This is a genomic window from Ferribacterium limneticum (assembly GCF_020510565.1).
Lineage (GTDB): Bacteria > Pseudomonadota > Gammaproteobacteria > Burkholderiales > Rhodocyclaceae > Azonexus > Azonexus limneticus_B.
The window spans coordinates 1,511,119-1,536,814 of record NZ_CP075189.1; the positions used below are offsets into that span (position 1 = coordinate 1,511,119).

Sequence of the window (25,696 nt, forward strand, 5' to 3'; positions counted from 1 at the left end):
CCATTCCGGCCGTAGCCACTATTGGAAAGCGGTCACTCAGAACGTTCAAAATCACCGGCCTACGCGGCTTTTCGTTCAGTTCCAGTGCATGGCAGGGTTAGGTGCCATTTCTCCATAGTTAGGACTACCGCGCCTTGACGCGCTTGCGATTCTTCCAAGGGTGAAGACTTCCATTCCGAAATTCGACAACAACTCCTCCATCGCAATCGCATCCATTTGGGCCAAAGTCTTCCGGTTCGCCGTCGCACTCACATACATCGCCAAAGAGCCAGAACTCGGGCATATCGCTCTGATCGAGGTCGGTGATAAATGAGATTTTCCCTGATTCATACATAAACCCTTGCGCCGAAAGATCAACTTCTGTGACCGTATCGCCTTGGACAATGAAAGTCAGGGGATACTCAAGGTAGGCGTAATAGCGACTAGCTGTTTGGTCTGTTTCCAATGACGGGGAGCACGCTACAGTGACTACCATCGCTTTCCTCTCAGGCCTTGGATTGCGATATATCGTCATGTTGTTCTGCGGACATTTATGTTCTTTGATTGCCATAAGTGCAGTTTCCAACGCGGCCTCAGACATGTACTTGGACAACTGCTTAGTGTTAGTCACTGCCGTGGCCCTGAAATGTTCTGCCTTTGGAGGAGAGCGAGGAGGAGCAGCGTCAGCACACGATATTGAGAAAATCGTTGTGCACAGCGCAAGCACCAAGAGATGAGCAATGTGAGGTTTCATGGCACCTAAATTATTCAGACGCTGCATCGTTTGGGTTATTGCTTATGGATAAAAGGGGCCGGGCTCGAATTTTCACTGGCGCCCGAGGCGAATAACGCCAAAAGCATACACGTAGTACAGTCGAATGTCCGTTTGTGGAAACAATGGTCAGCGATCACTCGTGGCCGGTTGCTGTCCGATCAAACTGCCGAGCACGATGCCTTGCCGGCGCAGGTTGTCGAGCAGCGCGGCGCCGTGGGCGAGCAGTTGTTCGGGGGCGGGGTGTTGCAGTTCGGCGGCGATCTGGTGGATGGCGGTTTTGCCGGTGGTTGGTGCGGCGGCGAGCAGGGCCAGCAGGCGGCTGGTGACGGCGTTGATCTGGCTGAATTGCACGTCGTCGTTGGCGTCACGGTAGACGGCAAGGTAAGTCGGTTGCGGCTTGCGCGGTCGGTAGTCCGGGCTGATGCGGTGCACCGGCCAGGTGTAGGCGAGGTTGAGGAGGGCCGGATTGAGGGCGACCGGGTTGCGCAGCAGGTCGCCGGCCGGGTCGTGTGCGGGCTTCGGCGCATCGATGACGTCGACCGCCAGCTCCGCCCATTCGTAGTGCGCCAGTTCGGGTAGCCAGGCAGGTAGCGGCTGGCGGATGTCGGCCTCGGCCAGATAACGGGCGAATTCGCGCGGAATCTCGCGGAACCAGGGCGTGTGCAGCGGCCAGTCGCGGTAGAAGGTCCGGCACAGTCGCCGCCAGCGTTTTTCACCGAGAATCGCCCGGCTGACCGGAAAACAGCGGTCGACAAAGCCGCAGATGTTGTTGAAGAGCAGTTCGTTGTACACCGCCATGCGGCGGGCAGGTACGCCGGGTGGGCGCGGGGTGTGTTGCGGGTCGCGCAGGTGGGCGGCGAAGGCGCGCTGGAAATCCTGGAAATCGGGTGAAGGCGCGGCGTTCATCAGGCGGCCTTTCGGGATGCTGCGGCCTGCAAACGGACAATTTGCTCGACTTCCACGGTCAACCGGAAAAAATCGGGAAAATTGAAATCGCGTTCCAGGCAGGTCGGCACCTCGCCGCCGATGCGGGCGTAGGCGGCTTCGAGCAGCGACCACACCGGGTCGATGACATCGGCGCCGTGGGTGTCGATGAGCAGCCCGTCCGGCTCAACATAATGGCCGGCGACATGGACGTAGCAGGTGCGTTCGAGCGGCAGGGCGTGCATGAAGGCGAGCGGGTCGAAGGCGAAATTTTGGCTGTTGACGTAGATGTTGTTGACGTCGAGATGGAGCAGGCAATCGGCTTCGCGGACGATGGCCGAGATGAATTCCGCCTCGCTCATCTCGGCGCCGGGCGGCGCGACGTAGTACGAGGCGTTTTCGATGCCGATGCGCTGGCCGAGGATGTCCTGCGCCCGCTGGATGCGCTCGGCTGTCCATTTGACGGCGGCTTCGGTGAGCGGGATCGGCAGCAGGTCATAGAGCTGACGGTCGTCGGCGCACCACGACAGGTGTTCGGTGTAGAGGCTGATGCCGTGCTCGGCCATGAAGCTCTTGATGCGGCGGAGCAGCGCTTCGTCCAAAGGCCCTGGGCCGCCCAGCGAGAGAGACAGGCCGTGGCAGACGAAGGGGTAACGCTCGGTGAAATGGCGCAAATCCTTGGCCGAACTACCGCCCATCCCGGCCCAGTTTTCCGGGGCGATCTCGAAGAAGCGGATGGCGTCGGGAACGCCGGCCTTGAGCGGGGCGATCAGTTCGCGGCGAAAGCCGAGGCCGGCGCCGTGCGCATGGCGTGCTTGCATTGAATTGGCTCCAGTCAGGGAGAAAAGGCGGGCAGGGATAGCCCCGCGCCGCCAGGTTTCAGGGCCGACTTACTTCTTGGCGCCGCAGGCGGCATCCTTCTTCTTGTCAGCGCCGCACTTGGCTTCGGTCGACTTCTTGGCGGCGCCACAGGAGGCATCCTTTTTCTTGTCGGCGCCACACTTGGCCTCGGCGGCCTTCTTGTCGGCCCCGCACTTGGCGTCCATCTTCTTGTCGCCGCCGCAGCTGCCGTCCTTCATCTTGGTATCGGCCTGGGCCAGCTGGTAGCCGGCTTCCAGCTTGGTCGCACCGAAGGGGTTTTCAGCAGCGTGGGCCAGCGGGCTCAGGGCAACAGCGGCAAAGGCAGAACCGACAGCCAGCGAGACGAAATTTTGTTTTTTCATGATTTTCTCCGTTGAGATTGAGGTGGTCGGATCAGTCTTTTTGACTCATCCAGGCGCCCGTCACCTGACGCATGAACGCGAACTGCTTTTCAGCCCGTCGGCAGCCGACACAAAACGCCAGGTGCAGGCGAAACTGGAGTCGCTCCCAACGGCTGAGCGGGCGTTCCAGTTGGAGCGAGGCGAGGCGGGTGGCTTCCTTGCAGCTGATCATTTCAGTTCCTGTTCTACGTCGTTGGCTTGGTGGCCTGCTCAATTAGTCGGAGCGGTCATCAAAACCTTACAAAAATTTTTTAAAGTATGATTCTTCGCCATAACCTAATCGAGTTGCCATGGCTTCTGACCCCTTGCACGACCCGGAGTTTCTCACAAGCCTGCGCCGCGACATGCTGCGTTTCGCCGACATGCAGCTACGCAACCAGGCGCAGGCCGAAGATGCCGTGCAGGAAGCGCTGGCCGGTGCACTGGGCGGACGCGAAAAGTTCGCCTCGCGTTCATCGCTGCGCACCTGGGTGCTCTCCATCCTCAAAAACAAGATCGTCGATGTGCTGCGGGGCCGCGTTCGCGAGAATGCTACGGTCAACCCGGAAAATGACGAAAATTTGCAAGGATATTTCAACGACCGCGAGCACTGGGCCGAAGACACCCGACCATCTGAATGGGAAACGCCGCAGCAGGCCATGGAAAACAAGCAGTTCTGGGAAGTCTTCGAGGCCTGCCTCTATCGCCTGCCGGAAGCCAGCGGACGTATCTTCACCATGCGCGAAGTGCTCGGTTTCGACACCGACGAAATCTGCCAGACCCTGGGTATCACCACCAATAATTGCTGGGTACAACTGCACCGGGCACGGCTGGCCCTGCGCGCCTGCCTTGGCGCCAACTGGTTCGGCGAAGCGGCCTAGGCACCGCACGCGCAATGGTCCGCATCGGCCTCCTCTGCGGTGTGTTGGCGCCGGTGCTCTGGGCGGCGGTGATTGTCATTGCCGGCGAACTGCGGCCCGGTTTCGATCATGTCGGCCAGTACATCAGCGAACTGGGCGAACGCGGCAGCAGCACCGGGTTTTTCATGCGCTATGGCGGTTTCGTCGCCAGCGGGCTGCTCCATATCGGCTACGCGGCGGCATTTTATGCTGCCGTCGCTCGGGCCACCGGTCGTCCCCGCCTGACGCTGCTCGTTGCCAGCCTCATCGCGCTCAATGGTCTTGGCCGCATCGGTGCCGGCATCTTTGCCTGCGAACCCGGCTGTGCCGCGCCGGAAGTGCTCAGCCAGCGCCTCCATGGCCTGTCGGCAAGCATCGCCTTCCTCGCCATCGCGGCCGCCGCGCTGCTCGGCACCCTCCTTTTTCGCCGCGATCGCCGGCTAAGGCCGCTCAGCACCTACTCCCTCGTTACCGGCGCTGCCGGTCTGCAATTCCTGCTGCTGATGTTGGCCAGCGACGCGGCGCATGCCTACACCGGTCTGTACGAACGCCTGGCCTCCGGCATCCTGTCGCTGTGGGTGTTGGTGACGGCGCTGCGCCTGGCTGCCCTTGCCGCCGATAGCGTCCAGGCTAAATCCGCTCCCAGACCGTGACTTCCGACAGCGTGTGCTGGAATTTCCGTTTCGTTTCGCGAATGACAAAGGGCACGGATTCAGGCCCGCGCACCAGGCGGAAATGCTTGCCCAGCATGGCTTTTAGGCCATCGAAGGTGGTCACGTTCTCGCCATCCTTCTTGAAACCGCCGATCCACTCCTCGCGCTTGGTGTGTTCCTGTAGCCAGGTGTAGGGCGAGGTCAGCATGAGCAAACCGCCCGGGTTGAGGCGTTCATGGACGGTTTTGAGGAAGAGCGCCGGGCTGTACAGGCGGTCGATCAGGTTGGCGGCGAGGATCAGGTCGTAGCCGGCGAAAACCGGCTTGAGATTGCAGGCGTCGCCCTGGAAGAACTCGATCTTGGCCGCCACGTCTGTAAGGCCGAGCGCCGCCAGTGAGCATTCCTTGTAGCTGACCAGTTCGCCTTCTTCGGTCAGCGTGTAGCGCAGCCGGCCTTGTTCGGCCAGTTGCGTGCCGACGCCGATGAAGCGTGCCGAGAAATCGATGCCGGTGACCTGATCGAAATGGCGGGCTAGCTCGAAAGTCGCCCGGCCGGTCGCGCAGCCGAGATCGAGCGCCTTGCCCGCCGGCTTGTCGCCCATCGTGGCGATGGCCAGTTGCGCCAATGTTTTCGGGAAATTGGCGACGCCGAAATAGTCTTCGCCGTAATGGAATTCGATGTATTCCGAAATCAGCCGGTCGGTTTCGTAATGCGAAGCCGGTTGGGTCGCTGCCGCATCGCCGACGACATAACGGAAACCGGCGTGCTGGAAGAAGTGGCGGCGAAAGGCGTAGCGCGACACCGGCGCGGCCTCGTTGCCGCAGGAAATCCACGAACCGCCCTTGAACAGGTTGTGGCGCTCGTCGAAGGTCGGCGTCGTGAAATCGTCGTAGATCGGATGGACTTCGAAGCCAGCGAACGGGTAGATCGGCGTTTCCAGCCATTGCCAGACATTGCCGATGACGTCGAATAGCGGGCCATGGGCAAAGCGATTGACCGGGCAACTTGATGCCTCGTGGCTCAGGCCAAGGTTGGCTGGTAGATCGCCAGGCAGGTCAGCGACTCCGGCGAACTGGCGCAGCGCCTGCCATTCATCCTCGCTCGGAAGGCGCACGGCCTGACCGCTCTCGCGCGCCTTCCAGTTACAGAAGGCCTTGGCCTCGTGGTAATTGTTCTCGACCGGCCAGTCCCAGGGCATGGCGACTTCTTCGAGCATCAGGCGCAGGCGCCACTGCGGACCGTCCTTGATCCAGAAAGTCGGGTGCTCGGCCTTGGCGAATTTCTTCCATGCCAAACCTTCCTCCGGCCACAGGGTGTCGTCGGCATAGCCACCGGCTTCGACGAAGGCGAGAAACTCGCGATTCGAGACGAGATAACGGCTGGCCTGGAAGGCGGCGGTCGACGCCTCGTGACGGCCGAATTCGTTGTCCCATCCATAGATTTTCGGGTCGCTGCGGTCGCGGCCGAGGCGCAGTTCGGTGGCTGGAATGCCGACCAGCGCGTTCTCCGGCGCCGGCCCGCTGTCGCGACAGGGTTCCCAGGCCGGATGCTTCTGCACGTATTTGAGCTGATGCTGGCGAATCAGCACCGACGAGGTTTCGAGGTGGATGCGCTCATGCTCGATGCCCATGACGATAATCCAGAACGGGTCATCCCAGCCAATCGGCAGGTTCAGCGGCAAGCTCTCGATCAACTGCGCCACGGTCGCCCGCACGGCCCGGCGATAGGCTCGCACCTCGTCCACGCGCGGCCAGTCGTAACGCTGATCGCTCAGGTCGTCCCAGCTCATTTCATCGACGCCGATGGCGAACATTGACTCGAAGCCGGGGTTGATGCGCTGCTCGATCAAGCCGGCAAGAACCAGCTTGTTGATGAAAAAGGTGGCGGTGTGGCCAAAATAGAAAATCAGCGGGTGACGCAACGCAATCGGTTTGACGTAGTAAGCCTCGTCGCTGGTCAGTACTTCGAACAACTGCTCGTAGCGGTCGAAGGTGGCGTGAAAGTAGTCGAGGATCTGCTGGCGCTTCTGTTCGGCGTCGGCGCCCGTCAACAAGGGAGTTGCGGGAAAAATGGCTTGCTTCATGCGGTTACCGGTCGAGAATGTTTTCACAGGTCGGAAATGATGACCTTGCTGCGTTACGGCCCAAAGGCGAGTGGGTGATTAGACAGCGATATTGTCGCGAAGGCAAAAAAAACCCCGCCACGAGGGCGGGGTAACAGGGAGTTTCTCGAATCGGGGGAAATTCGAGAGGAGGGTAAAGCGGTTCAGTCTTTTCGGCGTTTCTTCAACCAGTAGCGGGCAACGGCGATGAATGCGCCGGCAGCAACAGCGGTCACAGCGGCCTTGAGCGGTTCAGCCTGACCTTCCGACAGCCAGTCGAATCCGGTGATGCCAATGAAGACACCGAGGGATTCGCTGATCGGCAGGTTGTCCGAAAAGGCCATGGCCATCAGCGGCGATTGGCGCGTACGGGGATGGTCGCCAGCTTCGGTTGGGCTTGCACGTGAGCCAGCTCAAACAGGTATTGGCGGGTGGCTTCGATAAATTGCTTGATGTTCATTTTGGTCATTTCCTTGTTGTCCTCTTGATGGGATTGGTTTGCTTCCATGCCTCGCATTCTAGGGACGCGCCGGCCCTGCGTCTGTGGCACAAGCGTGCCTCGGAGGTAACAGGTTTTGATCTTGTGTGACGCTTTGTGACGCCGCCGAAATCGCCTATTGGCGGGCTTTCCAGGTCAACGTGAAGCGGGCGCCGCCGAGTGGCGAGGCGTCGGCTGTGGCGGTGCCGCCATGCAGTTCGAGAACGCGACGGGCGATGGCCAGGCCGAGGCCGTAGCCACCGGTCGACCGGTCGCGCGAACGGTCGAGGCGGGTGAAGGCAGAGAAGATGTGTTCGCGCTCTTCGGGCGGGATGCCGATGCCGTCGTCGTCGACGTGGATCCGGATCGTTTCGCCGATTTGCTCGGCATCGACCGAGATTCGCGTGGCAGCGTACTTGAAGGCATTGCGCAGCAGATTGCGCAGGGCGTAGGGCATGGCCTTGCGGTCCAGGTCGACGAACAGGTTTTCCGGCAGGTTTTGCGTGTTGACCATGACCTCAAGCTTGCGGCCGAGCAGGCGGACGGAATCGACTTCGTCGGTCAGCCATTCGGCCAGCTTGACGCTGGAAAAATGCGCTTCCGGCGCTTCGCGCTCGAAGCGGGCGTAGGTCAGGCTGGTGTCGATGAGCTGGTCGAGCTCGTCGAGATCGGCTTCCATCATCGCCCACAGGCGTTCGCGTTCTTCGCGCAGCTCGGTTTCGGAGAGCATTTCCAGCGCAAAGCGCATGCGGGCAATCGGCGTGCGCAGTTCGTGCGAAATGCCGCAGGACAGCTCACGATGCGTGGCGAGCAACTGCCGGATGCGCTCCGCCATGCTGTTCATCGTGTCGGAAAGCGGCGCGAAAAGCTGGGTGCGGACGGGGGGCGAAACGGCCTCGAAATGGCCGTTGCCGAGATCGAGCGCGGTCTGGCGCAGGCCTTCGAGATCGCGCCAGACCGGACGAATCCAGAACCACAGCGCGACGGCGAAAATAAGGCCGATCAGGCTCCAGGTCAGCAGGCGCAGACGCAGTTCGAGCGGCAGACGGTCCTTCAGTTCCGGGTTGCGGTTGGCAGCGAGCGGGCCGACCACCAGCACCTGACTGGATGTCCCGAGGCGGTGGTACATGATGTCGCCGTCGTGGTCGATGGCGATGTCACCGGCATCGAGTTTGATGACCTGACTGGGCGTCAGCATGCGGTCGAGGCTCATGCGCTCGACGATGCCCAGTTTGTAGGAAAACTTGTTGTCGATTTCCTTTAGGTGCTTTTGCCACTCGCGGCGTGGCTGACGGAAGAGTTCGTCTTCGATCAGGGTGATCGTGCCGCGCATGAAACGGCGCGCGTAGTCGTCGGTAATGCCGCGCTGGGCAGTGGAAATGACGAAATCAGCGGTAAAGGCAATGGCGACGAAAGAGCCCATGGCCAGCAAATAGAAGTTGAAGAACAGCTTGGACAGGCTGTAGCGCTTGCCGCGCCAGCGCGGCAAGGCGACCCGGATCAGCGAGCGGGCGAGACCTTCGTTCTTCTCCTTCGGCCGTGCCGCCCCGAGTTCGGGTTCAGTTCCAGTCATGCTTGCTGAAAAGATAACCCTTGCCACGCACGGTCTTGATGCGCGTCGGGTTCTCCGGATCGTCGTTCAGCTTCTTGCGCAGGCGGGAAATACGGGCGTCGATCGAGCGATCCAGTCCGTCGAAGCCGATGCCGCGCAGTTCCTGCAAAAGGTCGTCGCGCGACAGTACATTGCCGGCGTGCGAGGCGAGCAGCCAGAGCAGGTCGAACTCGGCGGTGGTCAGGTCGATGGTCTGGCCATTCAGCGAAGCGGTGCGCGTCGCCTGACTGATCTTGAACTGGCCGAAGACCATGCTCTCCGATTCGCTGTTGCCGCCGGCATCGCCCGCCGTCGGTAGGCGCCGTAACAAGGCCTTGATGCGGGCGAGCAGGACGCGCGGCTGGACCGGCTTGGCGATGTAATCGTCGGCGCCCATTTCGAGACCGAGAATCTGGTCGAAGTCCTCGTCACGCGCCGTCAGCATGAGGATCACGCCGCGATACAGCGGCCGGATGGCGCGACAGACTTCGAAACCGTCCTTGCCGGGCAGCATCACGTCAAGAATGACCAAATCGGGCTGCTCGGCCAGAATACGCGCCTCGGCGGTGTCGCCGCGGGGCTCGATGCTGACTTGCATGTCGTTCTTGGTCAGGTATTCGGCCGTCAGTTCGGCCAGGCGTTCGTCGTCTTCGACTAGCAGGATGCGTGTATTCATCCGCCAATCTTAACCACCTGCCGGGCAGCGGTCCACCTTCCCGTGCCTCGACTCCATTTCCACGGTCAACCGGAAAAATGGCCAAAATTTCAAGTCTCGCCGGCGATGGCATAGAATCCCGGCTGTTTGTCACTTGAGGATTTGCCTGAATGAATTGGTCAAAAGTACCCATGCGGGCCTGGTTCGCGACGTTGGGGCTAGGTTGCCTGGGTCTCGTTGCCGTCGGCATGGAGTTGCAGACGCTGCTTCGTCTTGCGCCGTGCCCGCTCTGTATTTTCCAGCGCCTGCTCTACATCGTGATCGGCATCATCGGCCTGCTCGGTTTCATCTGGCCGGCCGGGCGAATGTTGTGGGCCGCGCTGGCCGGCGGACTTGGTGTATTTGGCTTTGGCGTTGCCGGCTATCAAACCTGGATGCAGGCTTTTCCCGACCTGGCGCCGGAATGCAGCTTCACTGATCCCAACGCCATCGAGCGTTTGGTTGACTGGCTGGGCATGGAATGGCCGTCGATGTTCCTGGCCACCGGTTTCTGTACCAGCCGCGAATGGGAGTTTCTTGGCCTGTCGATGGCCAACTGGTCCGTTGTGATGTTCGCCGGCATCGTGGTTTATGCGGCATTGCTTTTCAGGCAGAAACGGCAGGCCTGAAAAAACAAAACCCGCCGAAAGGCGGGTTTGTCGAATGCTCTGGAGAAGCTGAATTACTTCAGCTTGACTTCCTTGTAAGCAACGTGCTTACGAGCCTTCGGGTCGTACTTCATGAACTCCAGTTTGGCAGGCGTCGTGCGCTTGTTCTTGGAGGTGGTATAGAAGTGACCGGTGCCAGCTGTAGATTCCAGCTTGATTTTTTCGCGACCGCCTTTAGCCATTTTATATTTCCTTCTTTATCAGACTTCGCCGCGGGCACGCAGGTCGGCGAGGACGGCATCGATGCCGTTCTTGTCGATCAGGCGCAGACCGGCGTTGGAAACGCGCAGGCGCAGGAAGCGGTTTTCAGATTCAACCCAAAAACGACGGTACTGCAAGTTCGGCAGGAAACGGCGTTTGGTTCTATTGTTGGCATGGGAAACAGTATTCCCAACCATCGGGCCTTTACCCGTTACTTGGCAGACACGCGCCATGATGGTGCTCCAGAATTCGCTAGAAGAGAGCCCACAAGTATAACCAAAAGTACTTAACCGTTTCAAGGGGTTTTGTGAATTTTATAGCAAACCCCGTTCGGCAAAAGAGAGTGGCGGGGTGTTGCCGGCGACGATGAAGTGGTCAAGAACCTTGACGTCGACTAGCGCCAGGGCCTCTTTCAGTGATCGTGTGAGCATTTCGTCGGCTCGCGACGGCTCGGCAATGCCGGACGGGTGATTGTGGGCCAGAATGACCGCCGCAGCATTGTTGGCCAGCGCCGCCTTGACGACTTCGCGCGGGTAAACCGAGGTCTGGGTCAGCGTGCCGGTGAACAATTCGTCGGCTTTGAGCAGGCGGTTCTGGGCGTCCAGCCACAGTGCCATGAACACTTCGTGACCGCGGCTGGCTAGTTTGAGGCGCAGCCAGTCGCGGACCTTGCCCGGCGAGGTGAAGCTGTCGCGGGTGGCCATGTCCTGCGAAAGGGCGCGCCTGGCCAGTTCGAAACTGGCTTTCAATTGCGCGGCCTTGGCCATGCCGATACCGGAAACGCTGGCCAGTTCGGCCAGCGATGCTTCGGCCAACGTGCCGAGTTGGCCGTCGAATCGCTGCAGCAGATCGCGCGCCAGATCGACGGCGCTTTTGCCGCGCACACCAACGCGCAAATAGATAGCCAGCAGTTCAGCATCGGAAAGGGCTTCCGGGCCATGGGCCAGCAGACGCTCGCGCGGTCGTTCGCCTTCGGGCCAGTCGGTAATCGCCATATTCTTTTCCGTTAGAATGTGCGGAGTCCAATTCTAATGGCAAGACAATGGAATTACAGGGAAAACGCATCGTTCTCGGCGTCACCGGCGGCATCGCTGCCTACAAGGCGGCTGAGCTGGTTCGCCTGCTCGGCAAGCAGGGCGCCGAGGTGCAGGTGGCGATGACCGAAGGGGCAACGCATTTCGTGACGGCGACGACCTTCCAGGCGCTGTCGGGAAAGCCGGTCTACCTTGATCAGTGGGATGCCAGGATGCCCAACGCCATGGCCCACATCGACCTGTCGCGGCAGGCTGATCTCATACTCGTGGCGCCTGCTTCGGCTGATTTCCTCGCCCGCATTGCTCACGGCATGGCCGACGATCTGCTGGCGACCATGGTGCTGGCCCGCGATTGTCCGTTGCTGGTGGCGCCGGCGATGAACCGCCAGATGTGGGAAAACCCGGCGACGCAACGCAACGTTGTCCAATTGCAGGCCGACGGCGTGCAGATGCTCGGCCCGGCCAGCGGCGAGCAGGCTTGTGGCGAAGTCGGTGCAGGCCGCATGCTGGAACCCGAGGAAATTCTTGAGGAGGTCATCGCCTTCTTTACGCCCAAGCTGCTGGTTGGAAAAAAAGTGTTGATAACCGCCGGGCCAACTTTTGAAGCCATCGATCCGGTGCGCGGTATCACCAATCTGTCGTCTGGCCGCATGGGCTACGCCGTCGCCCGCGCCGCGCGGCAGGCCGGTGCACAGGTGACGTTGGTTTCCGGGCCAGTTGGTTTTTCGGCCCCGCAGGGCGTCGACCGTGTCAATGTGCAGAGCGCCCTCGACATGCACGCGGCTGTGATGGTCCGGGCCGCGGCGGCTGACATCTTTATCGGCGTCGCCGCCGTCGCCGATTACCGCGTCGCCAATGCCGCCGAGCACAAATTGAAGAAAGACACCGGCGGCATTCCGCCGATTGAATTGGTCGAGAACCCGGACATCCTGGCCGAAGTGGCGGCGATGTCGGGCGGCCCGTTTTGCGTCGGTTTCGCGGCCGAGAGCCGCAATCTTGAGGAATACGCGCAGAGCAAGCGGCGCAAGAAGAACATTCCGCTGATCGCCGGCAACCTGATTCAGGACGGTTTCAGCGGCGACGACAACCGGCTCGTGTTGTTCGACGAGGCTGGCGTCCATCCGCTGGCGCCCGCACCCAAAGCGGTATTGGCCCGGCAATTGATTGAACACATCGCTACCCTGACGGGGAGAAACTAATGCATCAAATCGACGTAAAAATTCTCGACAACCGCCTGCGTGAAACGCCGCCGGAATACGCTACGCCGGGGTCGGCCGGGCTCGATCTGCGCGCCTGCATCGAGGCGCCCATCCATGTCGCGCCGGGCCAGACGACGCTGGTGCCGACCGGCATGGCCATCCATCTGGCCGATCCGGGCCTGGCCGCGATGATCCTGCCGCGCTCGGGCTTGGGCCACAAGCACGGCATCGTACTTGGTAATCTGGTCGGCCTGATCGACAGCGACTATCAGGGCGAACTCATGGTGTCGGTCTGGAACCGCGGCAGTGTGGGCTTTACGCTCAACCCGCTGGATCGCATCGCGCAGCTGATCATCGTGCCGGTCCTGCAGGTTGGATTCAATATTGTTGACGATTTCGACGCGAGTCACCGTGGCGAAGGCGGTTTTGGCAGCACCGGGCACGCGTGAGTGTTGAAAGCAGGGTGTAAGCAAATTACTATTTAATTATTTTCTTTTTGGCCAAGGGGTAGGGGAAATGAGGATATTTGGATTGCAATTCGCCGGCGCTGTGTTCGCCGCACTCTGCTCTATGCCTGTGTTGGCCGCTGACGCGGTCGATCTGGCGCGCGCCGAAGAGATCGTTTCCGGACGCTGCTTTCTCTGTCATGGCCTCGAAGGCGAATCGGCCAGCCCGGTTTTCCCCCGCTTGGCCGGGCAGCATGGCGACTACATCGCCAAACAGCTGGCTGATTTCAAGTCCGGCAAGCGCAACAGCGACACCATGAAGCCGCAGGCCGAGGAACTGACACCAGCCGAAATGAAGTCGCTGGGGGCTTTCTTTCAAGCCAAGGTGGTCGGGCCGCGCACGGGAAGAGACCAGGAACTGCTGGCGGTCGGCAAATTCGTCTTCAACCGCGGCAATCAGTTCTCCGGCCTGCCAGCCTGTTCGACCTGCCATGGGGCCAAGGGACTTGGCACGCCGCAGTTGCCGCGTCTGGCCGGGCAGCATCCGCGTTACATCGAGGATCAGTTGAAACAGTTCAACAAGCGCGAGCGGACCAACGATAACGCGGTCATGCATACCATTGCTTCGAAGCTGTCCGAGCTCGAGACGCATGCCGTTGCCGAGTACATCGCTACGCTGGATTGATTGAATTGGCTTGCTGGAGGCCGCCTGCGGGCGGCCTTTTGCGTTTGCGCGAGCAATTGCGTCGCTTTGCAATTTTCAATTTTGGCCAAAATTTCCGGTTGACCGTGGGAACGGTCAAGGCGGCGTGCTGGTCGTAAAAAAGGCCGCAAACGCGGCCTTTTCGGGATGAAGTGGCGATCAGGTCAGCATGTCGGCCCAGATGTTCTTCGCCCAACCCATCGCTACCTTGCCTTCCAACTCATTCCGCGCTGCGGAGACGCCGCCGGCGCCCTTGACCGGTTGCACGGTCTTGGTTGCGGCGTCGTACTGGTGGATCGACGAGACGTGGATGACGTTCTTGGCATCGACGAAGCTGTAGCAGGTGTTCATGACGACCGGCTCCGGATTCGGCTCCAGACCGGACAGCATGTTCAGAATTGCCGCCGCCGCGAGCTTGCCGTGCTGGTTGGCCATGTGACCCGATTTCGGCATGGTCGGGGCCGGGAAGATGGCGTCGCCAAGGACATGGATGCCCGGTGTGCTGGTCGATTCCATCGACTGCCAGTTGATGTCTACCCAACGATTGTTGATGAGCTTGATACCTGACTTGGCGGCGATATCGCCAGCACGGTGCGGCGGAATGACGTTGAGCACATCGGCCTTGAACTTGTCGAATTCGAGCACGGCGGTGTTGGTGCCGACTTCGACATCCTTCACTTCGCTGTTGTTGCGGTATTCGATCATGCCCTTGTAGAGATCAGCCCAGGCCTTGGTGAACAGGCCTTTCTTGGACATCACGTCTTCGTTGGCATCAAGGATGACGACCTTGGATTTCGGCTTGCTCTGCTTGAAGTAATTGGCGACCAGGCAGGCACGCTCGTAGGGTCCGGGCGGGCAGCGATAGGGCGCCTTGGGGATGGCGATGGCGTAGGTGCCGCCGTCCTTCATCGACTCCAGTTGCTTGCGCAGGGCGACGGTCTGGGCGCCGGCCTTCCAGGCGTGGAGGATCTTCGACTGGGCATCGGCGTTGTTGAGGCCGGGGATCTGGTCGAACATGAAATCGACGCCTGGTGAGAGCACCAGACGGTCGTAGGACATGGCGCCGCCAGCCTTCAGCGAAATGGTCTTCTTGGCGCTATCGACCGCAATAACGTCGTCCTGGACGACGCGGACGCCCCATTTGTTCTTCAGGCCGTCGTAGCTGACGGTGATGTCTTCCATGGTCTTGGTGCCGCCAATGACCAGGTTGGAGATCGGGCAGGAAATGAAGGTCGGGTTGCGCTCGATCAGCGTCACTTGCACGCCGCCTTCGCTCCACATGCGCAGGTACTTGGCGACCGTGGCGCCACCGTAGCCGCCGCCAACGACGACGACATGGCCGCTGGCTTTGCCGCCGCCAGCGCAGCCGTAAAGGGAAGCCATTGCGCCGGCTGCCGCACCGACTTTCAGGAAATCACGTCTTTTCATCAGCATCATGGTCATCTCCCCTTATTTTTGTCCGGCGAAATAGCCGGCGATCAGGTCAAGCTGGGCTTCGGTGTAGCCCTTGGAGATCTGATGCATGATCGAAGCGGGCTTGTCGCCGCTCTTGTAGTCAGCCAGTTTCTGCAGGATCTTGGCTTTTTCCATGCCGGCCAGGGCATCCATGCCGGAGCCCTTGACGGCATTGCCGTTGGTGCCGTGGCAGTTGGCGCAGGTGGCGGCCAGATTGCGGCCGAGGTTGGGATCGGCCGCCTGCGAGGCGCTGGCAAAGGCCAGCAGGCACAGGGCGGCTATGGGAGCAAACGGTTTCATCGATACATCTCCTCTAGTGTTGTCGATACGCCATATATAGCCAAAATTATTTTAATTGCCCATTTCAGCGTAGTGCCAAGGTTATAAGCCTTTTGCACTAATTGCATGCTGCATTGCAACAATATTAGTAGTTGACTATATAAGTACGCAGTTATACATTGATTCTTGATTGAAATCAAAAGAACGATATGGACGAGACATCGGACGAGACATTACAGGTTTTCGAACAGGTAGCGCACTACTTCGGATTGCTCGCCGATCCGACCCGTTTGCGCATTCTTTCGTGCTTGTGCGCTGAGGAGCGTCCGGTTCATGAGGTGGTGGAAAAAATCGGCCTGACGCAGGCCAACATCTCGCGGCATCTGAACATCCTTTACCGGGCCGGCGTAGTCGACCGGCGGCGCGAGGGCAGTTCGGTCATGTACCGCGTGATCGATCCGAATTTTGTCGACATCTGCCGAACGGTCAGCATCACGGTGGCAAGCCGCGATCTGGGCGATGAGTTGGGGGTGTCGCCGGTGAATTGCAGTACTGACGTCAAATAAGCAGAGGGGTTTGTCTATGGGTGACATCGTGAAACAACCGGGGCGTCTGCGGCCCGCACCGGAGAACTTTTTGTCGGAAGAGCAGGTCAAGGCGGTTGGCAGCGGTCGCCGCGACTTCCTGCGCAAGAGCTTCCTCGCCGCTGGTGCCGCTCTGGCTGCGCCGATGGCAGCGCGCGCGGCGAGCGAGGGTGACGTCAATATCCTGGAAAACCCGGCGTGGACAACCTCGCTCGGTCTGCCGGTAGCGACCAACCCGTACGGCATGCCGTCGAAGTACGAAAGCCAGTTGCTGCGCCGGGAATCGCCGGGTCTGGCCCGCGTTGGCGGTGCCTCGGTGTCGTTTGCGCCGCTGCAGGGCCTGTTCGGCATCATCACGCCGTCCGGCCTGCATTTCGAGCGCCATCATCAGGGCTGGCACGACATCGATCCGTCCAAGCATCGCCTGATGGTCAATGGCTCGGATGATTCGCTGCTCAAGAAGGCCAAGGTTTATACGCTCGACGAATTGATGCGCCTGCCGTCGGTGTCGCGCATTCACTTCATCGAGTGCGGTGCCAATACGGGCCTCGAGTGGGGCAATGTGGCCGTGCCGACGGTGCAATACACGCACGGCATGCTGTCCTGTTCCGAATTCACCGGCGTGCCGCTTAAGGTGCTGCTGGAAGACTGCGGCGTCGATTACAAGAAGGCGCGTTACGTGCTGGCCGAGGGGGCCGATGGCTCCTCGATGACGCGCACCATCCCGATGGAAATGGTCGAATCCGGCGAAGTTTTCGTCGCTTACGGCCAGAACGGCGAAATGCTGCGGCCGGAAAACGGTTACCCGCTGCGCCTGGTCGTGCCGGGCGTTCAGGGCGTGTCGTGGGTCAAGTGGCTGCGTCGCATCGAAGTTGGCGACAAGCCTTATGCAACCAAGGACGAGGCCGTGCATTACATCGACCTCCTGCCTAGTGGTCAGCATCGCCAGTACAGCTCGATCCAGGAAGCCAAGTCGGTGATCACCACCCCGTCCGGCGGCCAGACGCTGCTCGACAAGGGCTTCTACAACGTTTCCGGTCTCGCCTGGTCCGGTCGCGGCAAGATCAAGCAGGTCGATGTTTCCTTCGATGGCGGCATCAACTGGCAGACGGCACGTCTTGAAGGGCCGATTCAGAACAAGGCGCTGACCCGTTTCAATACCAATTGGGTGTGGGACGGCTCGCCGGCCATCCTGCAGTCGCGGGCCATCGACGAAACCGGTTTCGTCCAGCCGACCTATGGCCAGCTGCGCAAGGTGCGCGGCACCAAGTCGATTTATCACAACAACGCCATCCAGTCGTGGAAAGTCATCGAAAGCGGGGAGGTCAGCAATGTTCAGGTTCTCTAAACCGCTTTTCGTTTTTGCCCTTTTTTCCGCGTCGACCGTAGCAATCGCCTTCGAGAACTATCAGGGCGTTGGCCGTCCGGCCACCTCGGCCGAAGTGAAGGCCTGGGACATCGACGTTCGCCCGGACTTCAAGGGCCTGCCCAAGGGATCGGGCAATGTCGAGCGCGGCAACGAGCTGTTCGAGGAAAAGTGCGCTTCCTGCCACGGTTCCTTTGGCGAGTCGAACGAAGTGTTCACGCCGCTGGCCGGCGGCACGACCAAGGACGACATCAAGACCGGCAATGTCCGCGGTCTGTCTTCTGGCGAACTGCCTCAGCGCACGACCTTCACCAAGGTGGCGACGATTTCGACGGTCTTCGACTACATCCAGCGCGCCATGCCCTGGACGGCGCCGAAATCGCTGAAGCCGGACGAGGTTTACGCCATCCTGGCCTACCTGCTCAACTTGCAGGAGATTGTGCCCGCCGACTTCACGTTGTCCGACAAGAACATCGGCGAAGTCCAGAAGCTGCTGCCCAACCGCAACGGCATGACGACCGATCACGGCATGTGGCCCGGTGCGCCAGCCAAGAAGGGTGGCATCGGCAACGGTGGCAAGCCCGATACGGCAAACAAGGCGTGCATGAAGAACTGCAAGCCGGAAGTGCTGATCGGCTCGACCCTGCCGGAATACGCCCGGACGGCGCATGGCGAACTGCGTGATCAGAACCGTTCATTCGGTCCGGTCCGCGGTACCCAGACGCTCGGCCCCGAAGCCGCCAAGAAGGCAGCCGATGCCGGCACGCTGGATCTGGCGACGAAGAGCGGCTGCATGGCCTGTCACGGCATGAAGAGCAAGATTGTTGGCCCCGGCTACAACGAAGTTGTGGCCCGCTACAAGGATCAGACCGATGCCGAATCGCGCCTGATCGCCAAGGTCAAGGCCGGTGGGCAGGGCGTCTGGGGATCGATCCCGATGCCGCCGAACGGTCATATCAAGGACGAAGACATCAAGACACTGGTTCAGTGGATTCTGTCCGGTTCGAAGTAACCCAATTTCTACAGAGGAGAAGTCATGAACAATCAACGTCGCACCGTACTGAAATCCGGCTCCGGCGCCGCCCTGCTGGGCATGCTGGCTGCCGCCGGCATCATCACCCCGGGCATGGCCCTGGCTGACTGGAACAAGGCTGCCTTTGACGCCAAGAGCATGGCCGACACGCTCAAGGCGCTTGGCGCCGGCACCCCGGCTGACAGCAAGGACGTCCAGGTCACCGGTCCGGACATCGCCGAAAACGGCGCCGTCGTGCCGGTTGGCGTCGCCTCGACGCTGCCGAACATCACGATGGTCGCCATCCTGATCGAGAAAAACCCGAATGCGCTGGCCGCTTCCTTCGTGCTGCCGGAAGGCACCGAAGCCAACGTCCAGACCCGCGTCAAGATGGGCCAGACCTCGAACATCTACGCGCTGGTCAAGTCCGACGGCAAGTTCTTCATGGCCACGAAAGAGATCAAGGTTACTCTCGGCGGCTGCGGCGGCTAATCGACACGAATTCAAGGAGATAGAAACATGGGCAATCCAATGAAAATCCGCGCCGCCAGCAAGGACGGCGTTACCGAAGTGAAGGTTCTGGTCAGCCACGAAATGGAAACCGGCCAGCGCAAGGACTCCGCCGGCGCCATCGTGCCGGCCTGGTTCATCACCGAACTGACCGCCAAGCATGGCGACAAGGTCGTGCTGACCAGCGAATTCGGACCGTCCGTGTCCAAGAACCCCTACCTGGCCTTCAAGTTCAAGGGCGGCGTCAAGGGCGAAAAGGTTACGGTCAGCTGGAAGGACAACAAGGGCGATTCACGCACCGACGAAGCGGCCATCAACTAACTGATGGCATGCGATACGGCAGCCAGGCGGCGCAGACCGCCGCTGCCGTTGCCTTTACCCCGTGGAGGAGTAATCAATGATTCAACGTTTGATGAAAACGCTGGTTGGGGCGGCTGTGCTAGTCGCCTTTGCCGGTGGTGTTGCGGCCCAGGATAGCAAGGTCGCCGATGAGCTCGCCAAGTACCGCGAAGCGCTGGCTGACGGCAATCCGGCCGACCTGTTCGAGGTCAAGGGTGAAAGCCTGTGGATGGAAAAGCGTGGCCCGAAGAATGCCTCGCTCGAACAGTGCGACCTCGGTCAGGGGCCGGGCAAGCTGGATGGTGCCTATGCCGCCCTGCCGAAGTATTTCAAGGACACCAACAAGGTGATGGACGTCGAGTCCCGCCTGGTCCATTGCATGATGACCCTGCAAGGCTTCACGCTGGCCGAAGCGACCAAGCAGTGGTATTCGAAGCCGGGCAAGGATTCCGACATCGAGGCGCTGATTACTTTCATCGGCGCCAAGTCGAATGGCAAGCCGATCAACGTGCCGGCGACGCATCCGGAAGAAGCCAAGATGGCCAAGATGGGCGAATACATTTTCTTCCGTCGTTCCGGTCCGCAGGATTTTTCCTGCTCGATCTGTCACGGTCAGGAAGGCAAGCGCATCCGCCTGCAGGATCTCGGCAACCTGACGACCAAGGAAGGTGCCGGCTTTGCCATGAAGACCTGGCCGTCGTACCGCGTCTCGCAAGGCACGGTGTGGACCATGCAGCGTCGTCTGATCGACTGCATGCGCCAGGCCCGCTGGCCTGAGCCCGAGTATCTGGCCGATTCGATCATCGCGCTGGAAACCTATCTGCAAAAAACTGCGACCGGCACCGTGATGGAAACGCCGGGCATCAAGCGCTGAAAAAGGGGACGACCATGAATTTCAAATTTGCCCTCTTTTTCGGGTTGACCGTGGCAATCGCAACGCCGGCCCTGGCTCAGAAAGCTGTTGAAGCACCCGGTGGCAAGTACGCCAAGGAAGCCGACCAGATGTTCCGCGCTTCGTTCAAGGCCGAGAATCCGAAATACTGGATGACTCGCCTCGAGCAGGACGAGACGATGAAGACCTGCCAGCAATTCCGCGACAACCCGCCGCGCAAGATCGGCGAAAAGCTCGAAAAGCTCAACGCCGCGACCATCCGTTACCCGGTTGACGGCAAGCTGATCGGCGACTGGAAGGAAGGCGAGAAGCTCGCTGCCGTCGGCACTGGCGGTCACATCGGCTTCATCCAGCCGGACAAGGCTGGCCGGGTCCGTGGTGGCAACTGCTATGCCTGCCACGAGCTGGCCAAGAAGGAAGTCGCTTACGGCACGATTGGCCCGAGCCTGCGCAATTTCGGCAAGATCCGCGGCAATTCCGAAGAGAACATCAAGTACGTCTACGACAAGATCTACAACTCCAACGCCTTCACGGCGTGCACCAACATGCCGCGCTTCGGCCTGCATAACTGGGTGACGCCGGAGCAGATCACCCACATCGTGGCTTTCCTGATCGATCCGGAATCGCCGGTTAACAAAGATTAGAACTTGCGTGATTGGCCCGGCCGGGAAACTGGCTGGGCTTTTTTTTAGCCGCGCCAAAAGCTTCGCTTGGCCTCGCTGAAATCTCATCTTCAAGGAACAAAAAATGAGCATGAATCGTCGGGAATTTCTTCAGGTCATGGCCGTCGCGGCGGCCGGTGGCATGTCCTTGCACAGCGAATTGGCGCAGGCCGAAAAGGGTGCTGCCAAACTGTATGACCTGCCCAAATTCGGCAATGTCAGCCTGCTGCACATCACCGACTGTCATGCCCAGTTGCTGCCCATCTACTTCCGTGAGCCGAACGTCAATCTCGGCTTTGGCGACCAGTTCGGCAAGGTGCCGCACCTCGTCGGTGCCAACCTGCTCAAGCATTTCGGTTTCAAGCCGAACAGCCTCGAAGCCCACGCCTACACCTATCTGAATTTCGAAAAAGCCGCCGAGACCTACGGCAAGGTCGGCGGCTTTGCCCACCTCGCGACGCTGGTCAAGCGCATGAAGGCCAACCGCCCCGGCGCGCTGCTGCTCGATGGCGGCGACACCTGGCAGGGTTCCGGCACGGCGCTGTGGTCGAACGCTCAGGACATGGTCGACGCCTGCAAGGCGCTCGGCGTCAACGTCATGACCCTGCACTGGGAATCGACCTACGGCGAAGCGCGGGTCAAGGAAATCGAAGAAAAGGATTTCGCCGGCCAGATCGACATCGTCGCCCAGAACGTCAAGACCACCGATTTCGGCGACGCCGTCTTCAAGCCCTTCGTCATGAAGAAGATGAACGGCGTGCCGGTCGCCATCATCGGCCAGGCTTTCCCCTACACGCCGATCGCCAACCCGCGCTGGCAGACGCCGAACTGGAGCTTCGGCATCCAGGAAGAAAACATGCAGAAGACCGTCGACGAAGCCCGTGCGGCTGGCGCGCAGGTCGTTGTCGTGCTCTCGCACAACGGCATGGACGTTGACCTCAAGATGGCTTCGCGCGTCAAGGGCATCGACGCCATCCTCGGTGGCCACACCCATGACGGCATGCCCGCCCCGGTCGTCGTCAAGAACGCCGGTGGCCAGACCCTGGTGACCAATGCTGGTTCCAACGGCAAGTACCTCGGCGTGCTCGATTTCGACGTCAAGAACGGCAAGATCGCCGACTTCCGCTACAAGCTGCTGCCGGTCTTCGCCAACCTGCTGCCGGCCGACAAGGACATGCAGACGCTGATCGACAAGGCCCGCGCGCCCTATTTGTCCAAGCTCAACGAAAAGCTGGCCATCTCCGAAGGCACGCTCTATCGTCGCGGCAATTTCAACGGCACTTTTGACCAAGTCATCCTCGACGCGCTGATGAAGGTCAAGGACGCCGAAATCGCCTTCTCGCCCGGCTTCCGCTGGGGCACCTCGCTGCTCCCCGGCCAGCCCATCCTGATGGAACACGTGCTCGACCAGACCGCCATCACCTACCCATGGACGACAGTCAGCAACATGAGCGGCGAGATGATCAAGACCGTGCTCGAAGACGTCTGCGACAACCTGTTCAACCCTGACCCGTACTATCAACAGGGCGGCGACATGGTGCGCGTTGGTGGCCTGCAATGGACCTGCGATCCGACTGCCAAGATGGGCAACCGCATCCAGAACATGATGCTCAAGGGCAAGCTCATCGATCCGGCCAAAACCTACAAGGTCGCGGGCTGGGCACCGGTGTCGGAAGAGGCGAAAAATTCCGGCGAACCGATCTGGGATGTCGTGGCAAAATATCTGCGTGACATAAAGACCGTCAAACCGGTCAATCTCAACCTGCCGACGCTCAAGGGCGCTGCCAACAATCCGGGGATTGCATGATGAAACTCCTGCCGAAACTATTTGCTGTTGCCGCGCTGGCCTTTGCCACGCAAACCTTCGCCGCCGACTGGGCGCCCGGTAGCACCGATTGGGACAAGCTGCCAGACGTCAAGAAGTCCAAGGTCGGCCTCTACCTGACGCCGCAGCAGGCCTACGACATGAAGAAAGCCAACCCGAAGGGCGTCGCCTTCTTCGACATCCGTACCCGGGCCGAAGCCATGTACGTCGGCTGGCCGAGCGATGCCGATGCGCTGGTGCCCTACGTCGAGCATCCCGAGTTGATGAGCGACTGGGACGACAAACGCGCCATGTACAAGCTCGAGCCGAACCAGGATTTTGTGCCGGAACTGGAGCGTCGCCTGAAAGAAATGGGGCTCGGCAAGGACGCCACGATCATCCTCGTCTGCCGCTCCGGCGACCGCAGCTCGAAGGCGCAGGATCGCCTGCAAACAGCCGGTTATACCAAGGTTTACGGGATTGCCGAAGGCGTCGAGGGCGATACCGCCAAGGAAGGTCCGAAAGCCGGCCAGCGCGTCGTCAATGGCTGGAAGAACGCCGGCCTGCCGTGGACCTACAAGCTCGACAAGGCGAAGATGTACTTCCCGCGCTGATCGTCAATCGGCGTTCAAAGAAATCCTCGCTGCGGCGGGGATTTTTTTCGTCTGGCATTACGCGGCATTTCATTTTTTGCCGTTTTTTCCGGTTGACCGTGGGATTGGGCGCTCACCCGTTTTGGCTGGCCAGCCAAGCGACAATCGAGGCTTCCGGCGCGCCGTAGGGGTAATCGTCCACCGGTTCGATGCCCGCCTCGCGCAACCGGGTGCCGGGGCCGCCGCCGATCCGGGCGACGAACAGCGCCCGGCAGTCGGCGAGGGCACGCAGGATGACTTCGCGCTTGTCTTCGTCGCCATGGCCGCCCTGGCAGTAATGCTCGACCTCGCGCTTTTCGAGGAAGGCGACCGTGCCGTTGCGCACGGCGTAGATGGCAAAGTCGTCAGCGTGGCCGAAGTGCAGGTCGATCTGCTGGCCGGTCTTGGTGGCCACAGCGATCAGGCAGTCCGGGGAGAGGGGGGCGGTTGTCATCGTTGGTCCTTTCAAAGTTCGTGGTCAGTGCCGGAGCGCAAGGCGCGGGCGACGGCCATGGCACGCTGTTCGTGCAGCGTGGTGGCCTCGTCCTCGTCGGTTTTGGGAAGCGACAGGCAGGCGGCCAGGGCCTGCTTGAGCAGGGCGGCTTTCGGATAGGTCGGCGTGGTGTTGCCCGGGTAGGCGAAGTAGTCGCAGGCGCAGACTGTCAGCAGGTCGTCGAAGCGCGCCGGGTCGGCAAAGGCACCAACGCGTTCGAGCAGCGCGGTCATCGAGTCGGCGCGCATGCGCGTCGCGCGATGCACGCGCTCCAGTTCCATGGCGGCCAGGATGGCGAAATCCTCGAGCTCGGTGGGGATGCCGAAACGCGTGCAGATATTGCGGATGCGCGGCAGGCAGCGGTCGATGTGGCGGTAGTGCGAGGGCAGATGCTGCGGCGGTGAGTCGGCCTTGCCGAGATTGCACAGTAGCGCGGCCAGCCGCACGCGCAGGGGAGCGTTGGCGACGGCTGCCATGTCGAGTACCCGCCCCTGATGCCGCCCGATATCGACCGGCTCGCCATCGAAGCCGGTCTCGAAGCGGCCGAACAGCGCGGTGAATTCCGGCAGCAGGCGCTCCAGCGCGCCGCAGGCGGTCAGCGCCGCCAGCATGCGCGAGGGCTGGGCACCCATCAGGCCTTCGGCCAGCAATGGCCAGACGAGTCGCGCATCGAGTTCGGCCAGGGCACCGCTGGCGACCTGCGCGGCCATGTCGTCGAGCGTGTCATCGCCGAGTTCGCCACCGGCCATGGTCGCCCCGGCAGCCACGGCGAACAGGGACAGTCGGGGGTCGAGCGACAGCGAATCGAGCAAGGCTTGTGAGTTTTCTGACATCTTCGGCACAAATCGGGAGGGTATCTGCGCTGTTAGCGAGAAACGTTCCAGACGGCCGTTGCCGGGATTCGGGTTGGCCAGCACAGGGCGGCTGACCGTTGAAGATGGATTACGGCGAGGTTGCCGGCGTGCTGCCGGCACATGCCGTTGTCGACTGCTTGGCTGGCCGGTCGATGAGTCGGTCGGCCACTCCGGCACCGAGCCACATGCCGATCAGCGAAATCCACGCCGTCAGCGCGAAAATCGCGGCGCCCGAGACGCCGGCACCGACGGCGCAACCGCCGGCCAGCATGCCGCCGAAACCCATGCAGACGGCGCCGGCCATGTAGCGCCGCATGCTGTGGCCATCCTTGAAGCCTTCCAGCTTGAGTTCCTTGCCCCACAGGGCGGCGAGGAAAGAGCCGAGGACCACGCCGGGGACCAGGCCGATATTGAAGTCCCACGGCTGGCCGGGTGGCGAAAGCACCAGCATGAGCATGTCGGCCGACGGGCCGGTGAAGCTCAGGCTCTGCACCGGGATGATTTCGAAGGATTGCGTACCGACCTGGTAGGTGACCAGCCAGGCTAGCGCAACCATCAGGCCGACGCCGCTGCCGCCCAGCCATTCGCGCCGGGCAAGGTGGGCGCGGCGGGCGAAGTGAATGGCCGCGGCCAGCCAGGCGAGACCGAAGAGCAGGCCGCCGATATTGCCGAGATGGAGGAAGGCGAGCAGGTCGCGGGCGGTGCCGCCATCGATGGTCAGCCAGCCGGAAACCCAGGTGCGCAGTGGCGAGAGCAGGCCGTTCAGCGAGGCTTGGGCGGCGACGGCGAAAATCAGCCCGGCGAGCAGGGCACGCAGGTTGCCGTTGGCGGCCAGCACCAGCATGCGCGACGAGCAGCCGCGGGCGAGGATCATGCCGACGCCGAAGAGCAGACCGCCGACCAGCGCGCCGGACAGGCTGCCTTTGGCGGCCAGTTGGCGGGCCTGCGAGACATCGAGCCAGCCCTGGGTGATGAAGAACTGGGTGGCGATGACGGCGGCCGAGAAGGCGAAAAGCCAGACGGCGAGCTTGCTGCAGCCGTCACGGTTCCAGAATTCGACGACGGCGGAACGCAGGCAGAAACGCGAGCGCTGGGCAAAAATGCCGAAAAAGAGGCCGATGCTCAGGCCGGCCAGCGTGACGGCGGTCTTCTCGCCGAGGATTTCGATCAGGTTGGTCAATTCCATTTTTGGCCTGAATTTCCGGTTGACCGTAGCAATGCCCAGCTG

The 25,696-nt window shown here is 61.0% G+C and carries 32 protein-coding genes; 16 read left to right on the forward strand and 16 right to left on the reverse strand.

The genetic code is table 11. The features are described from left to right. Positions 1-124: 124 nt before the first annotated feature. From KI610_RS07265 to KI610_RS07280, 4 genes are all read right to left on the reverse strand, one after another. Positions 125-550 (reverse strand): hypothetical protein, encoded by a 426-nt coding sequence (locus KI610_RS07265; protein ID WP_226497990.1) that lies wholly within the window; start codon positions 548-550, stop codon positions 125-127. Between the two features lie 330 nt (positions 551-880). Continuing rightward, complete coding sequence (locus KI610_RS07270) at positions 881-1,660, reverse strand: HvfC family RiPP maturation protein (RefSeq protein WP_226497991.1); 780 nt, start codon at positions 1,658-1,660, stop codon at positions 881-883. Beyond that, positions 1,660-2,499, reverse strand: a complete 840-nt coding sequence (locus KI610_RS07275) for an HvfB family MNIO-type RiPP peptide maturase (protein ID WP_226497992.1) — start codon at positions 2,497-2,499, stop codon at positions 1,660-1,662. Before KI610_RS07275 ends, KI610_RS07270 begins: the two co-directional genes overlap by 1 nt. Positions 2,500-2,568: 69 nt before the next feature. Next, positions 2,569-2,901: a hypothetical protein gene (locus KI610_RS07280; RefSeq protein ID WP_226497993.1), complete on the reverse strand. Its 333-nt coding sequence runs from the start codon at positions 2,899-2,901 to the stop codon at positions 2,569-2,571. Between KI610_RS07280 and KI610_RS20190 the strand changes: the two genes are divergently transcribed. From KI610_RS20190 to KI610_RS07295, 3 genes are read left to right on the forward strand one after another with little or no spacing between them, the layout of a single operon-like run. After that, entirely contained in the window at positions 2,900-3,202 is a 303-nt protein-coding gene (locus KI610_RS20190; protein WP_264179204.1) for a hypothetical protein, read from the forward strand. The genes KI610_RS07280 and KI610_RS20190 overlap by 2 nt on opposite strands. Positions 3,203-3,230: 28 nt before the next feature. Next, positions 3,231-3,800, forward strand: coding sequence for a sigma-70 family RNA polymerase sigma factor (locus tag KI610_RS07290; RefSeq protein ID WP_226497994.1), 570 nt, complete (start codon positions 3,231-3,233; stop codon positions 3,798-3,800). 14 nt (positions 3,801-3,814) lie between these two features. After that, complete coding sequence (locus tag KI610_RS07295; RefSeq protein ID WP_226497995.1) at positions 3,815-4,471, forward strand: DUF998 domain-containing protein; 657 nt, start codon at positions 3,815-3,817, stop codon at positions 4,469-4,471. Here the strand turns inward: KI610_RS07295 and ovoA are convergent. The 4 genes from ovoA to KI610_RS07315 form a co-directional block, all read right to left on the reverse strand. Further along, positions 4,449-6,554, reverse strand: coding sequence for a 5-histidylcysteine sulfoxide synthase (gene ovoA, locus KI610_RS07300; protein WP_226497996.1), 2,106 nt, complete (start codon positions 6,552-6,554; stop codon positions 4,449-4,451). The genes KI610_RS07295 and ovoA overlap by 23 nt on opposite strands. A 182-nt stretch (positions 6,555-6,736) precedes the next feature. Then, complete coding sequence (locus tag KI610_RS07305) at positions 6,737-6,916, reverse strand: hypothetical protein (RefSeq protein WP_226497997.1); 180 nt, start codon at positions 6,914-6,916, stop codon at positions 6,737-6,739. Between the two features lie 270 nt (positions 6,917-7,186). Then, the gene (locus KI610_RS07310) at positions 7,187-8,623 is read right to left on the reverse strand and encodes an ATP-binding protein (RefSeq protein ID WP_226497998.1); all 1,437 of its coding nucleotides are present in this window, start codon (positions 8,621-8,623) and stop codon (positions 7,187-7,189) included. Then, on the reverse strand, positions 8,610-9,317 hold the full coding sequence (locus KI610_RS07315; RefSeq protein ID WP_226497999.1) for a winged helix-turn-helix domain-containing protein: 708 nt from the start codon (positions 9,315-9,317) through the stop codon (positions 8,610-8,612). Before KI610_RS07315 ends, KI610_RS07310 begins: the two co-directional genes overlap by 14 nt. 149 nt (positions 9,318-9,466) lie before the next feature. Here KI610_RS07315 and KI610_RS07320 point away from each other — a divergent pair, with 149 nt between their 5' ends. Continuing rightward, positions 9,467-9,964: a disulfide bond formation protein B gene (locus KI610_RS07320; protein ID WP_226498000.1), complete on the forward strand. Its 498-nt coding sequence runs from the start codon at positions 9,467-9,469 to the stop codon at positions 9,962-9,964. A gap of 53 nt (positions 9,965-10,017) precedes the next feature. On the opposite strand, the gene rpmG is transcribed toward KI610_RS07320, so the two are convergent. The 3 genes from rpmG to radC form a co-directional block, all read right to left on the reverse strand. After that, entirely contained in the window at positions 10,018-10,185 is a 168-nt protein-coding gene (gene rpmG / locus KI610_RS07325) for a 50S ribosomal protein L33 (protein WP_226400983.1), read from the reverse strand. Between the two features lie 18 nt (positions 10,186-10,203). Further along, the gene (gene rpmB, locus KI610_RS07330) at positions 10,204-10,437 is read right to left on the reverse strand and encodes a 50S ribosomal protein L28 (protein WP_226498001.1); all 234 of its coding nucleotides are present in this window, start codon (positions 10,435-10,437) and stop codon (positions 10,204-10,206) included. Positions 10,438-10,518: 81 nt separating this feature from the next. Next, on the reverse strand, positions 10,519-11,199 hold the full coding sequence (gene radC, locus KI610_RS07335; RefSeq protein ID WP_226498002.1) for a RadC family protein: 681 nt from the start codon (positions 11,197-11,199) through the stop codon (positions 10,519-10,521). Between the two features lie 47 nt (positions 11,200-11,246). Between radC and coaBC the strand changes: the two genes are divergently transcribed. The 3 genes from coaBC (at position 11,247) to KI610_RS07350 (ending at position 13,568) form a co-directional block, all read left to right on the forward strand. Then, a complete protein-coding gene (gene coaBC / locus KI610_RS07340; RefSeq protein ID WP_226498003.1) occupies positions 11,247-12,437 on the forward strand; it encodes a bifunctional phosphopantothenoylcysteine decarboxylase/phosphopantothenate--cysteine ligase CoaBC in 1,191 nt (396 codons plus the stop codon). Beyond that, positions 12,437-12,886, forward strand: coding sequence for a dUTP diphosphatase (gene dut / locus KI610_RS07345; RefSeq protein ID WP_226498004.1), 450 nt, complete (start codon positions 12,437-12,439; stop codon positions 12,884-12,886). Before coaBC ends, dut begins: the two co-directional genes overlap by 1 nt. 82 nt (positions 12,887-12,968) lie before the next feature. Continuing rightward, the gene (locus KI610_RS07350) at positions 12,969-13,568 is read left to right on the forward strand and encodes a c-type cytochrome (RefSeq protein ID WP_319004215.1); all 600 of its coding nucleotides are present in this window, start codon (positions 12,969-12,971) and stop codon (positions 13,566-13,568) included. 177 nt (positions 13,569-13,745) lie between these two features. Here the strand turns inward: KI610_RS07350 and KI610_RS07355 are convergent, their stop codons facing one another. Together KI610_RS07355 and KI610_RS07360 are read right to left on the reverse strand one after the other, a co-directional pair. Beyond that, positions 13,746-15,023 carry an FCSD flavin-binding domain-containing protein gene (locus KI610_RS07355; protein ID WP_226498005.1) on the reverse strand — a complete coding sequence of 426 codons (1,278 nt, stop codon included), beginning with the start codon at positions 15,021-15,023 and terminating at the stop codon, positions 13,746-13,748. A gap of 12 nt (positions 15,024-15,035) precedes the next feature. Further along, entirely contained in the window at positions 15,036-15,341 is a 306-nt protein-coding gene (locus KI610_RS07360; protein ID WP_226498006.1) for a c-type cytochrome, read from the reverse strand. A gap of 188 nt (positions 15,342-15,529) precedes the next feature. On the opposite strand from KI610_RS07360, the gene KI610_RS07365 reads away from it, so the two are divergent. The 9 genes from KI610_RS07365 (at position 15,530) to KI610_RS07405 (ending at position 23,103) form a co-directional block, all read left to right on the forward strand. Further along, positions 15,530-15,886, forward strand: a complete 357-nt coding sequence (locus tag KI610_RS07365; protein WP_226498007.1) for an ArsR/SmtB family transcription factor — start codon at positions 15,530-15,532, stop codon at positions 15,884-15,886. Positions 15,887-15,902: 16 nt separating this feature from the next. Further along, positions 15,903-17,252, forward strand: a complete 1,350-nt coding sequence (gene soxC, locus KI610_RS07370) for a sulfite dehydrogenase (protein WP_226498008.1) — start codon at positions 15,903-15,905, stop codon at positions 17,250-17,252. Then, positions 17,236-18,282, forward strand: a complete 1,047-nt coding sequence (locus KI610_RS07375; RefSeq protein ID WP_226498009.1) for a c-type cytochrome — start codon at positions 17,236-17,238, stop codon at positions 18,280-18,282. Before soxC ends, KI610_RS07375 begins: the two co-directional genes overlap by 17 nt. 24 nt (positions 18,283-18,306) lie before the next feature. Beyond that, the gene (gene soxY, locus KI610_RS07380) at positions 18,307-18,774 is read left to right on the forward strand and encodes a thiosulfate oxidation carrier protein SoxY (protein ID WP_226498010.1); all 468 of its coding nucleotides are present in this window, start codon (positions 18,307-18,309) and stop codon (positions 18,772-18,774) included. A 27-nt stretch (positions 18,775-18,801) separates the two neighbouring features. Beyond that, a complete protein-coding gene (gene soxZ, locus KI610_RS07385; RefSeq protein ID WP_226498011.1) occupies positions 18,802-19,113 on the forward strand; it encodes a thiosulfate oxidation carrier complex protein SoxZ in 312 nt (103 codons plus the stop codon). A gap of 76 nt (positions 19,114-19,189) precedes the next feature. Then, positions 19,190-20,005: a sulfur oxidation c-type cytochrome SoxA gene (soxA, locus tag KI610_RS07390; RefSeq protein WP_226498012.1), complete on the forward strand. Its 816-nt coding sequence runs from the start codon at positions 19,190-19,192 to the stop codon at positions 20,003-20,005. A 14-nt stretch (positions 20,006-20,019) separates the two neighbouring features. After that, on the forward strand, positions 20,020-20,667 hold the full coding sequence (gene soxX / locus KI610_RS07395) for a sulfur oxidation c-type cytochrome SoxX (protein WP_226498013.1): 648 nt from the start codon (positions 20,020-20,022) through the stop codon (positions 20,665-20,667). 103 nt (positions 20,668-20,770) lie between these two features. Continuing rightward, entirely contained in the window at positions 20,771-22,492 is a 1,722-nt protein-coding gene (gene soxB, locus KI610_RS07400) for a thiosulfohydrolase SoxB (protein ID WP_226498014.1), read from the forward strand. Then, complete coding sequence (locus KI610_RS07405) at positions 22,489-23,103, forward strand: rhodanese-like domain-containing protein (protein ID WP_226498015.1); 615 nt, start codon at positions 22,489-22,491, stop codon at positions 23,101-23,103. The genes soxB and KI610_RS07405 overlap by 4 nt, the downstream gene beginning before the upstream one ends. Positions 23,104-23,215: 112 nt before the next feature. Here the strand turns inward: KI610_RS07405 and KI610_RS07410 are convergent, their stop codons facing one another. From KI610_RS07410 to KI610_RS07420, 3 genes are all read right to left on the reverse strand, one after another. Continuing rightward, entirely contained in the window at positions 23,216-23,575 is a 360-nt protein-coding gene (locus KI610_RS07410) for a NifB/NifX family molybdenum-iron cluster-binding protein (protein WP_226498016.1), read from the reverse strand. Positions 23,576-23,586: 11 nt separating this feature from the next. Then, positions 23,587-24,447, reverse strand: coding sequence for a tRNA nucleotidyltransferase (locus KI610_RS07415; RefSeq protein ID WP_226498017.1), 861 nt, complete (start codon positions 24,445-24,447; stop codon positions 23,587-23,589). A 109-nt stretch (positions 24,448-24,556) separates the two neighbouring features. Then, positions 24,557-25,654 carry a YeeE/YedE family protein gene (locus KI610_RS07420; RefSeq protein WP_226498018.1) on the reverse strand — a complete coding sequence of 366 codons (1,098 nt, stop codon included), beginning with the start codon at positions 25,652-25,654 and terminating at the stop codon, positions 24,557-24,559. Positions 25,655-25,696 lie beyond the last annotated feature (42 nt).

What these genes read in the sequence shown, in the direction of transcription:
- KI610_RS07420 (WP_226498018.1), bottom strand. Translation starts at nt 25,654, where the DNA reads ATGGAATTGACCAACCTGATCGAAATCCTCGGCGAGAAGACCGCCGTC.
- KI610_RS07290 (WP_226497994.1), top strand. Translation starts at nt 3,231, where the DNA reads ATGGCTTCTGACCCCTTGCACGACCCGGAGTTTCTCACAAGCCTGCGC.
- soxC (WP_226498008.1), top strand. Translation starts at nt 15,903, where the DNA reads ATGGGTGACATCGTGAAACAACCGGGGCGTCTGCGGCCCGCACCGGAG.
- soxA (WP_226498012.1), top strand. Translation starts at nt 19,190, where the DNA reads ATGATTCAACGTTTGATGAAAACGCTGGTTGGGGCGGCTGTGCTAGTC.
- KI610_RS07415 (WP_226498017.1), bottom strand. Translation starts at nt 24,447, where the DNA reads ATGTCAGAAAACTCACAAGCCTTGCTCGATTCGCTGTCGCTCGACCCC.
- KI610_RS07265 (WP_226497990.1), bottom strand. Translation starts at nt 550, where the DNA reads ATGGCAATCAAAGAACATAAATGTCCGCAGAACAACATGACGATATAT.
- soxY (WP_226498010.1), top strand. Translation starts at nt 18,307, where the DNA reads ATGAACAATCAACGTCGCACCGTACTGAAATCCGGCTCCGGCGCCGCC.
- soxB (WP_226498014.1), top strand. Translation starts at nt 20,771, where the DNA reads ATGAGCATGAATCGTCGGGAATTTCTTCAGGTCATGGCCGTCGCGGCG.
- coaBC (WP_226498003.1), top strand. Translation starts at nt 11,247, where the DNA reads ATGGAATTACAGGGAAAACGCATCGTTCTCGGCGTCACCGGCGGCATC.
- KI610_RS07280 (WP_226497993.1), bottom strand. Translation starts at nt 2,901, where the DNA reads ATGAAAAAACAAAATTTCGTCTCGCTGGCTGTCGGTTCTGCCTTTGCC.
- radC (WP_226498002.1), bottom strand. Translation starts at nt 11,199, where the DNA reads ATGGCGATTACCGACTGGCCCGAAGGCGAACGACCGCGCGAGCGTCTG.
- KI610_RS07310 (WP_226497998.1), bottom strand. Translation starts at nt 8,623, where the DNA reads ATGACTGGAACTGAACCCGAACTCGGGGCGGCACGGCCGAAGGAGAAG.
- rpmB (WP_226498001.1), bottom strand. Translation starts at nt 10,437, where the DNA reads ATGGCGCGTGTCTGCCAAGTAACGGGTAAAGGCCCGATGGTTGGGAAT.
- KI610_RS07360 (WP_226498006.1), bottom strand. Translation starts at nt 15,341, where the DNA reads ATGAAACCGTTTGCTCCCATAGCCGCCCTGTGCCTGCTGGCCTTTGCC.
- dut (WP_226498004.1), top strand. Translation starts at nt 12,437, where the DNA reads ATGCATCAAATCGACGTAAAAATTCTCGACAACCGCCTGCGTGAAACG.
- KI610_RS20190 (WP_264179204.1), top strand. Translation starts at nt 2,900, where the DNA reads ATGATTTTCTCCGTTGAGATTGAGGTGGTCGGATCAGTCTTTTTGACT.
- KI610_RS07365 (WP_226498007.1), top strand. Translation starts at nt 15,530, where the DNA reads ATGGACGAGACATCGGACGAGACATTACAGGTTTTCGAACAGGTAGCG.
- KI610_RS07405 (WP_226498015.1), top strand. Translation starts at nt 22,489, where the DNA reads ATGATGAAACTCCTGCCGAAACTATTTGCTGTTGCCGCGCTGGCCTTT.
- soxX (WP_226498013.1), top strand. Translation starts at nt 20,020, where the DNA reads ATGAATTTCAAATTTGCCCTCTTTTTCGGGTTGACCGTGGCAATCGCA.
- KI610_RS07305 (WP_226497997.1), bottom strand. Translation starts at nt 6,916, where the DNA reads ATGGCCTTTTCGGACAACCTGCCGATCAGCGAATCCCTCGGTGTCTTC.
- rpmG (WP_226400983.1), bottom strand. Translation starts at nt 10,185, where the DNA reads ATGGCTAAAGGCGGTCGCGAAAAAATCAAGCTGGAATCTACAGCTGGC.
- KI610_RS07270 (WP_226497991.1), bottom strand. Translation starts at nt 1,660, where the DNA reads ATGAACGCCGCGCCTTCACCCGATTTCCAGGATTTCCAGCGCGCCTTC.
- soxZ (WP_226498011.1), top strand. Translation starts at nt 18,802, where the DNA reads ATGGGCAATCCAATGAAAATCCGCGCCGCCAGCAAGGACGGCGTTACC.
- KI610_RS07315 (WP_226497999.1), bottom strand. Translation starts at nt 9,317, where the DNA reads ATGAATACACGCATCCTGCTAGTCGAAGACGACGAACGCCTGGCCGAA.
- KI610_RS07275 (WP_226497992.1), bottom strand. Translation starts at nt 2,499, where the DNA reads ATGCAAGCACGCCATGCGCACGGCGCCGGCCTCGGCTTTCGCCGCGAA.
- KI610_RS07320 (WP_226498000.1), top strand. Translation starts at nt 9,467, where the DNA reads ATGAATTGGTCAAAAGTACCCATGCGGGCCTGGTTCGCGACGTTGGGG.
- ovoA (WP_226497996.1), bottom strand. Translation starts at nt 6,554, where the DNA reads ATGAAGCAAGCCATTTTTCCCGCAACTCCCTTGTTGACGGGCGCCGAC.
- KI610_RS07410 (WP_226498016.1), bottom strand. Translation starts at nt 23,575, where the DNA reads ATGACAACCGCCCCCCTCTCCCCGGACTGCCTGATCGCTGTGGCCACC.
- KI610_RS07375 (WP_226498009.1), top strand. Translation starts at nt 17,236, where the DNA reads ATGTTCAGGTTCTCTAAACCGCTTTTCGTTTTTGCCCTTTTTTCCGCG.
- KI610_RS07355 (WP_226498005.1), bottom strand. Translation starts at nt 15,023, where the DNA reads ATGATGCTGATGAAAAGACGTGATTTCCTGAAAGTCGGTGCGGCAGCC.
- KI610_RS07295 (WP_226497995.1), top strand. Translation starts at nt 3,815, where the DNA reads ATGGTCCGCATCGGCCTCCTCTGCGGTGTGTTGGCGCCGGTGCTCTGG.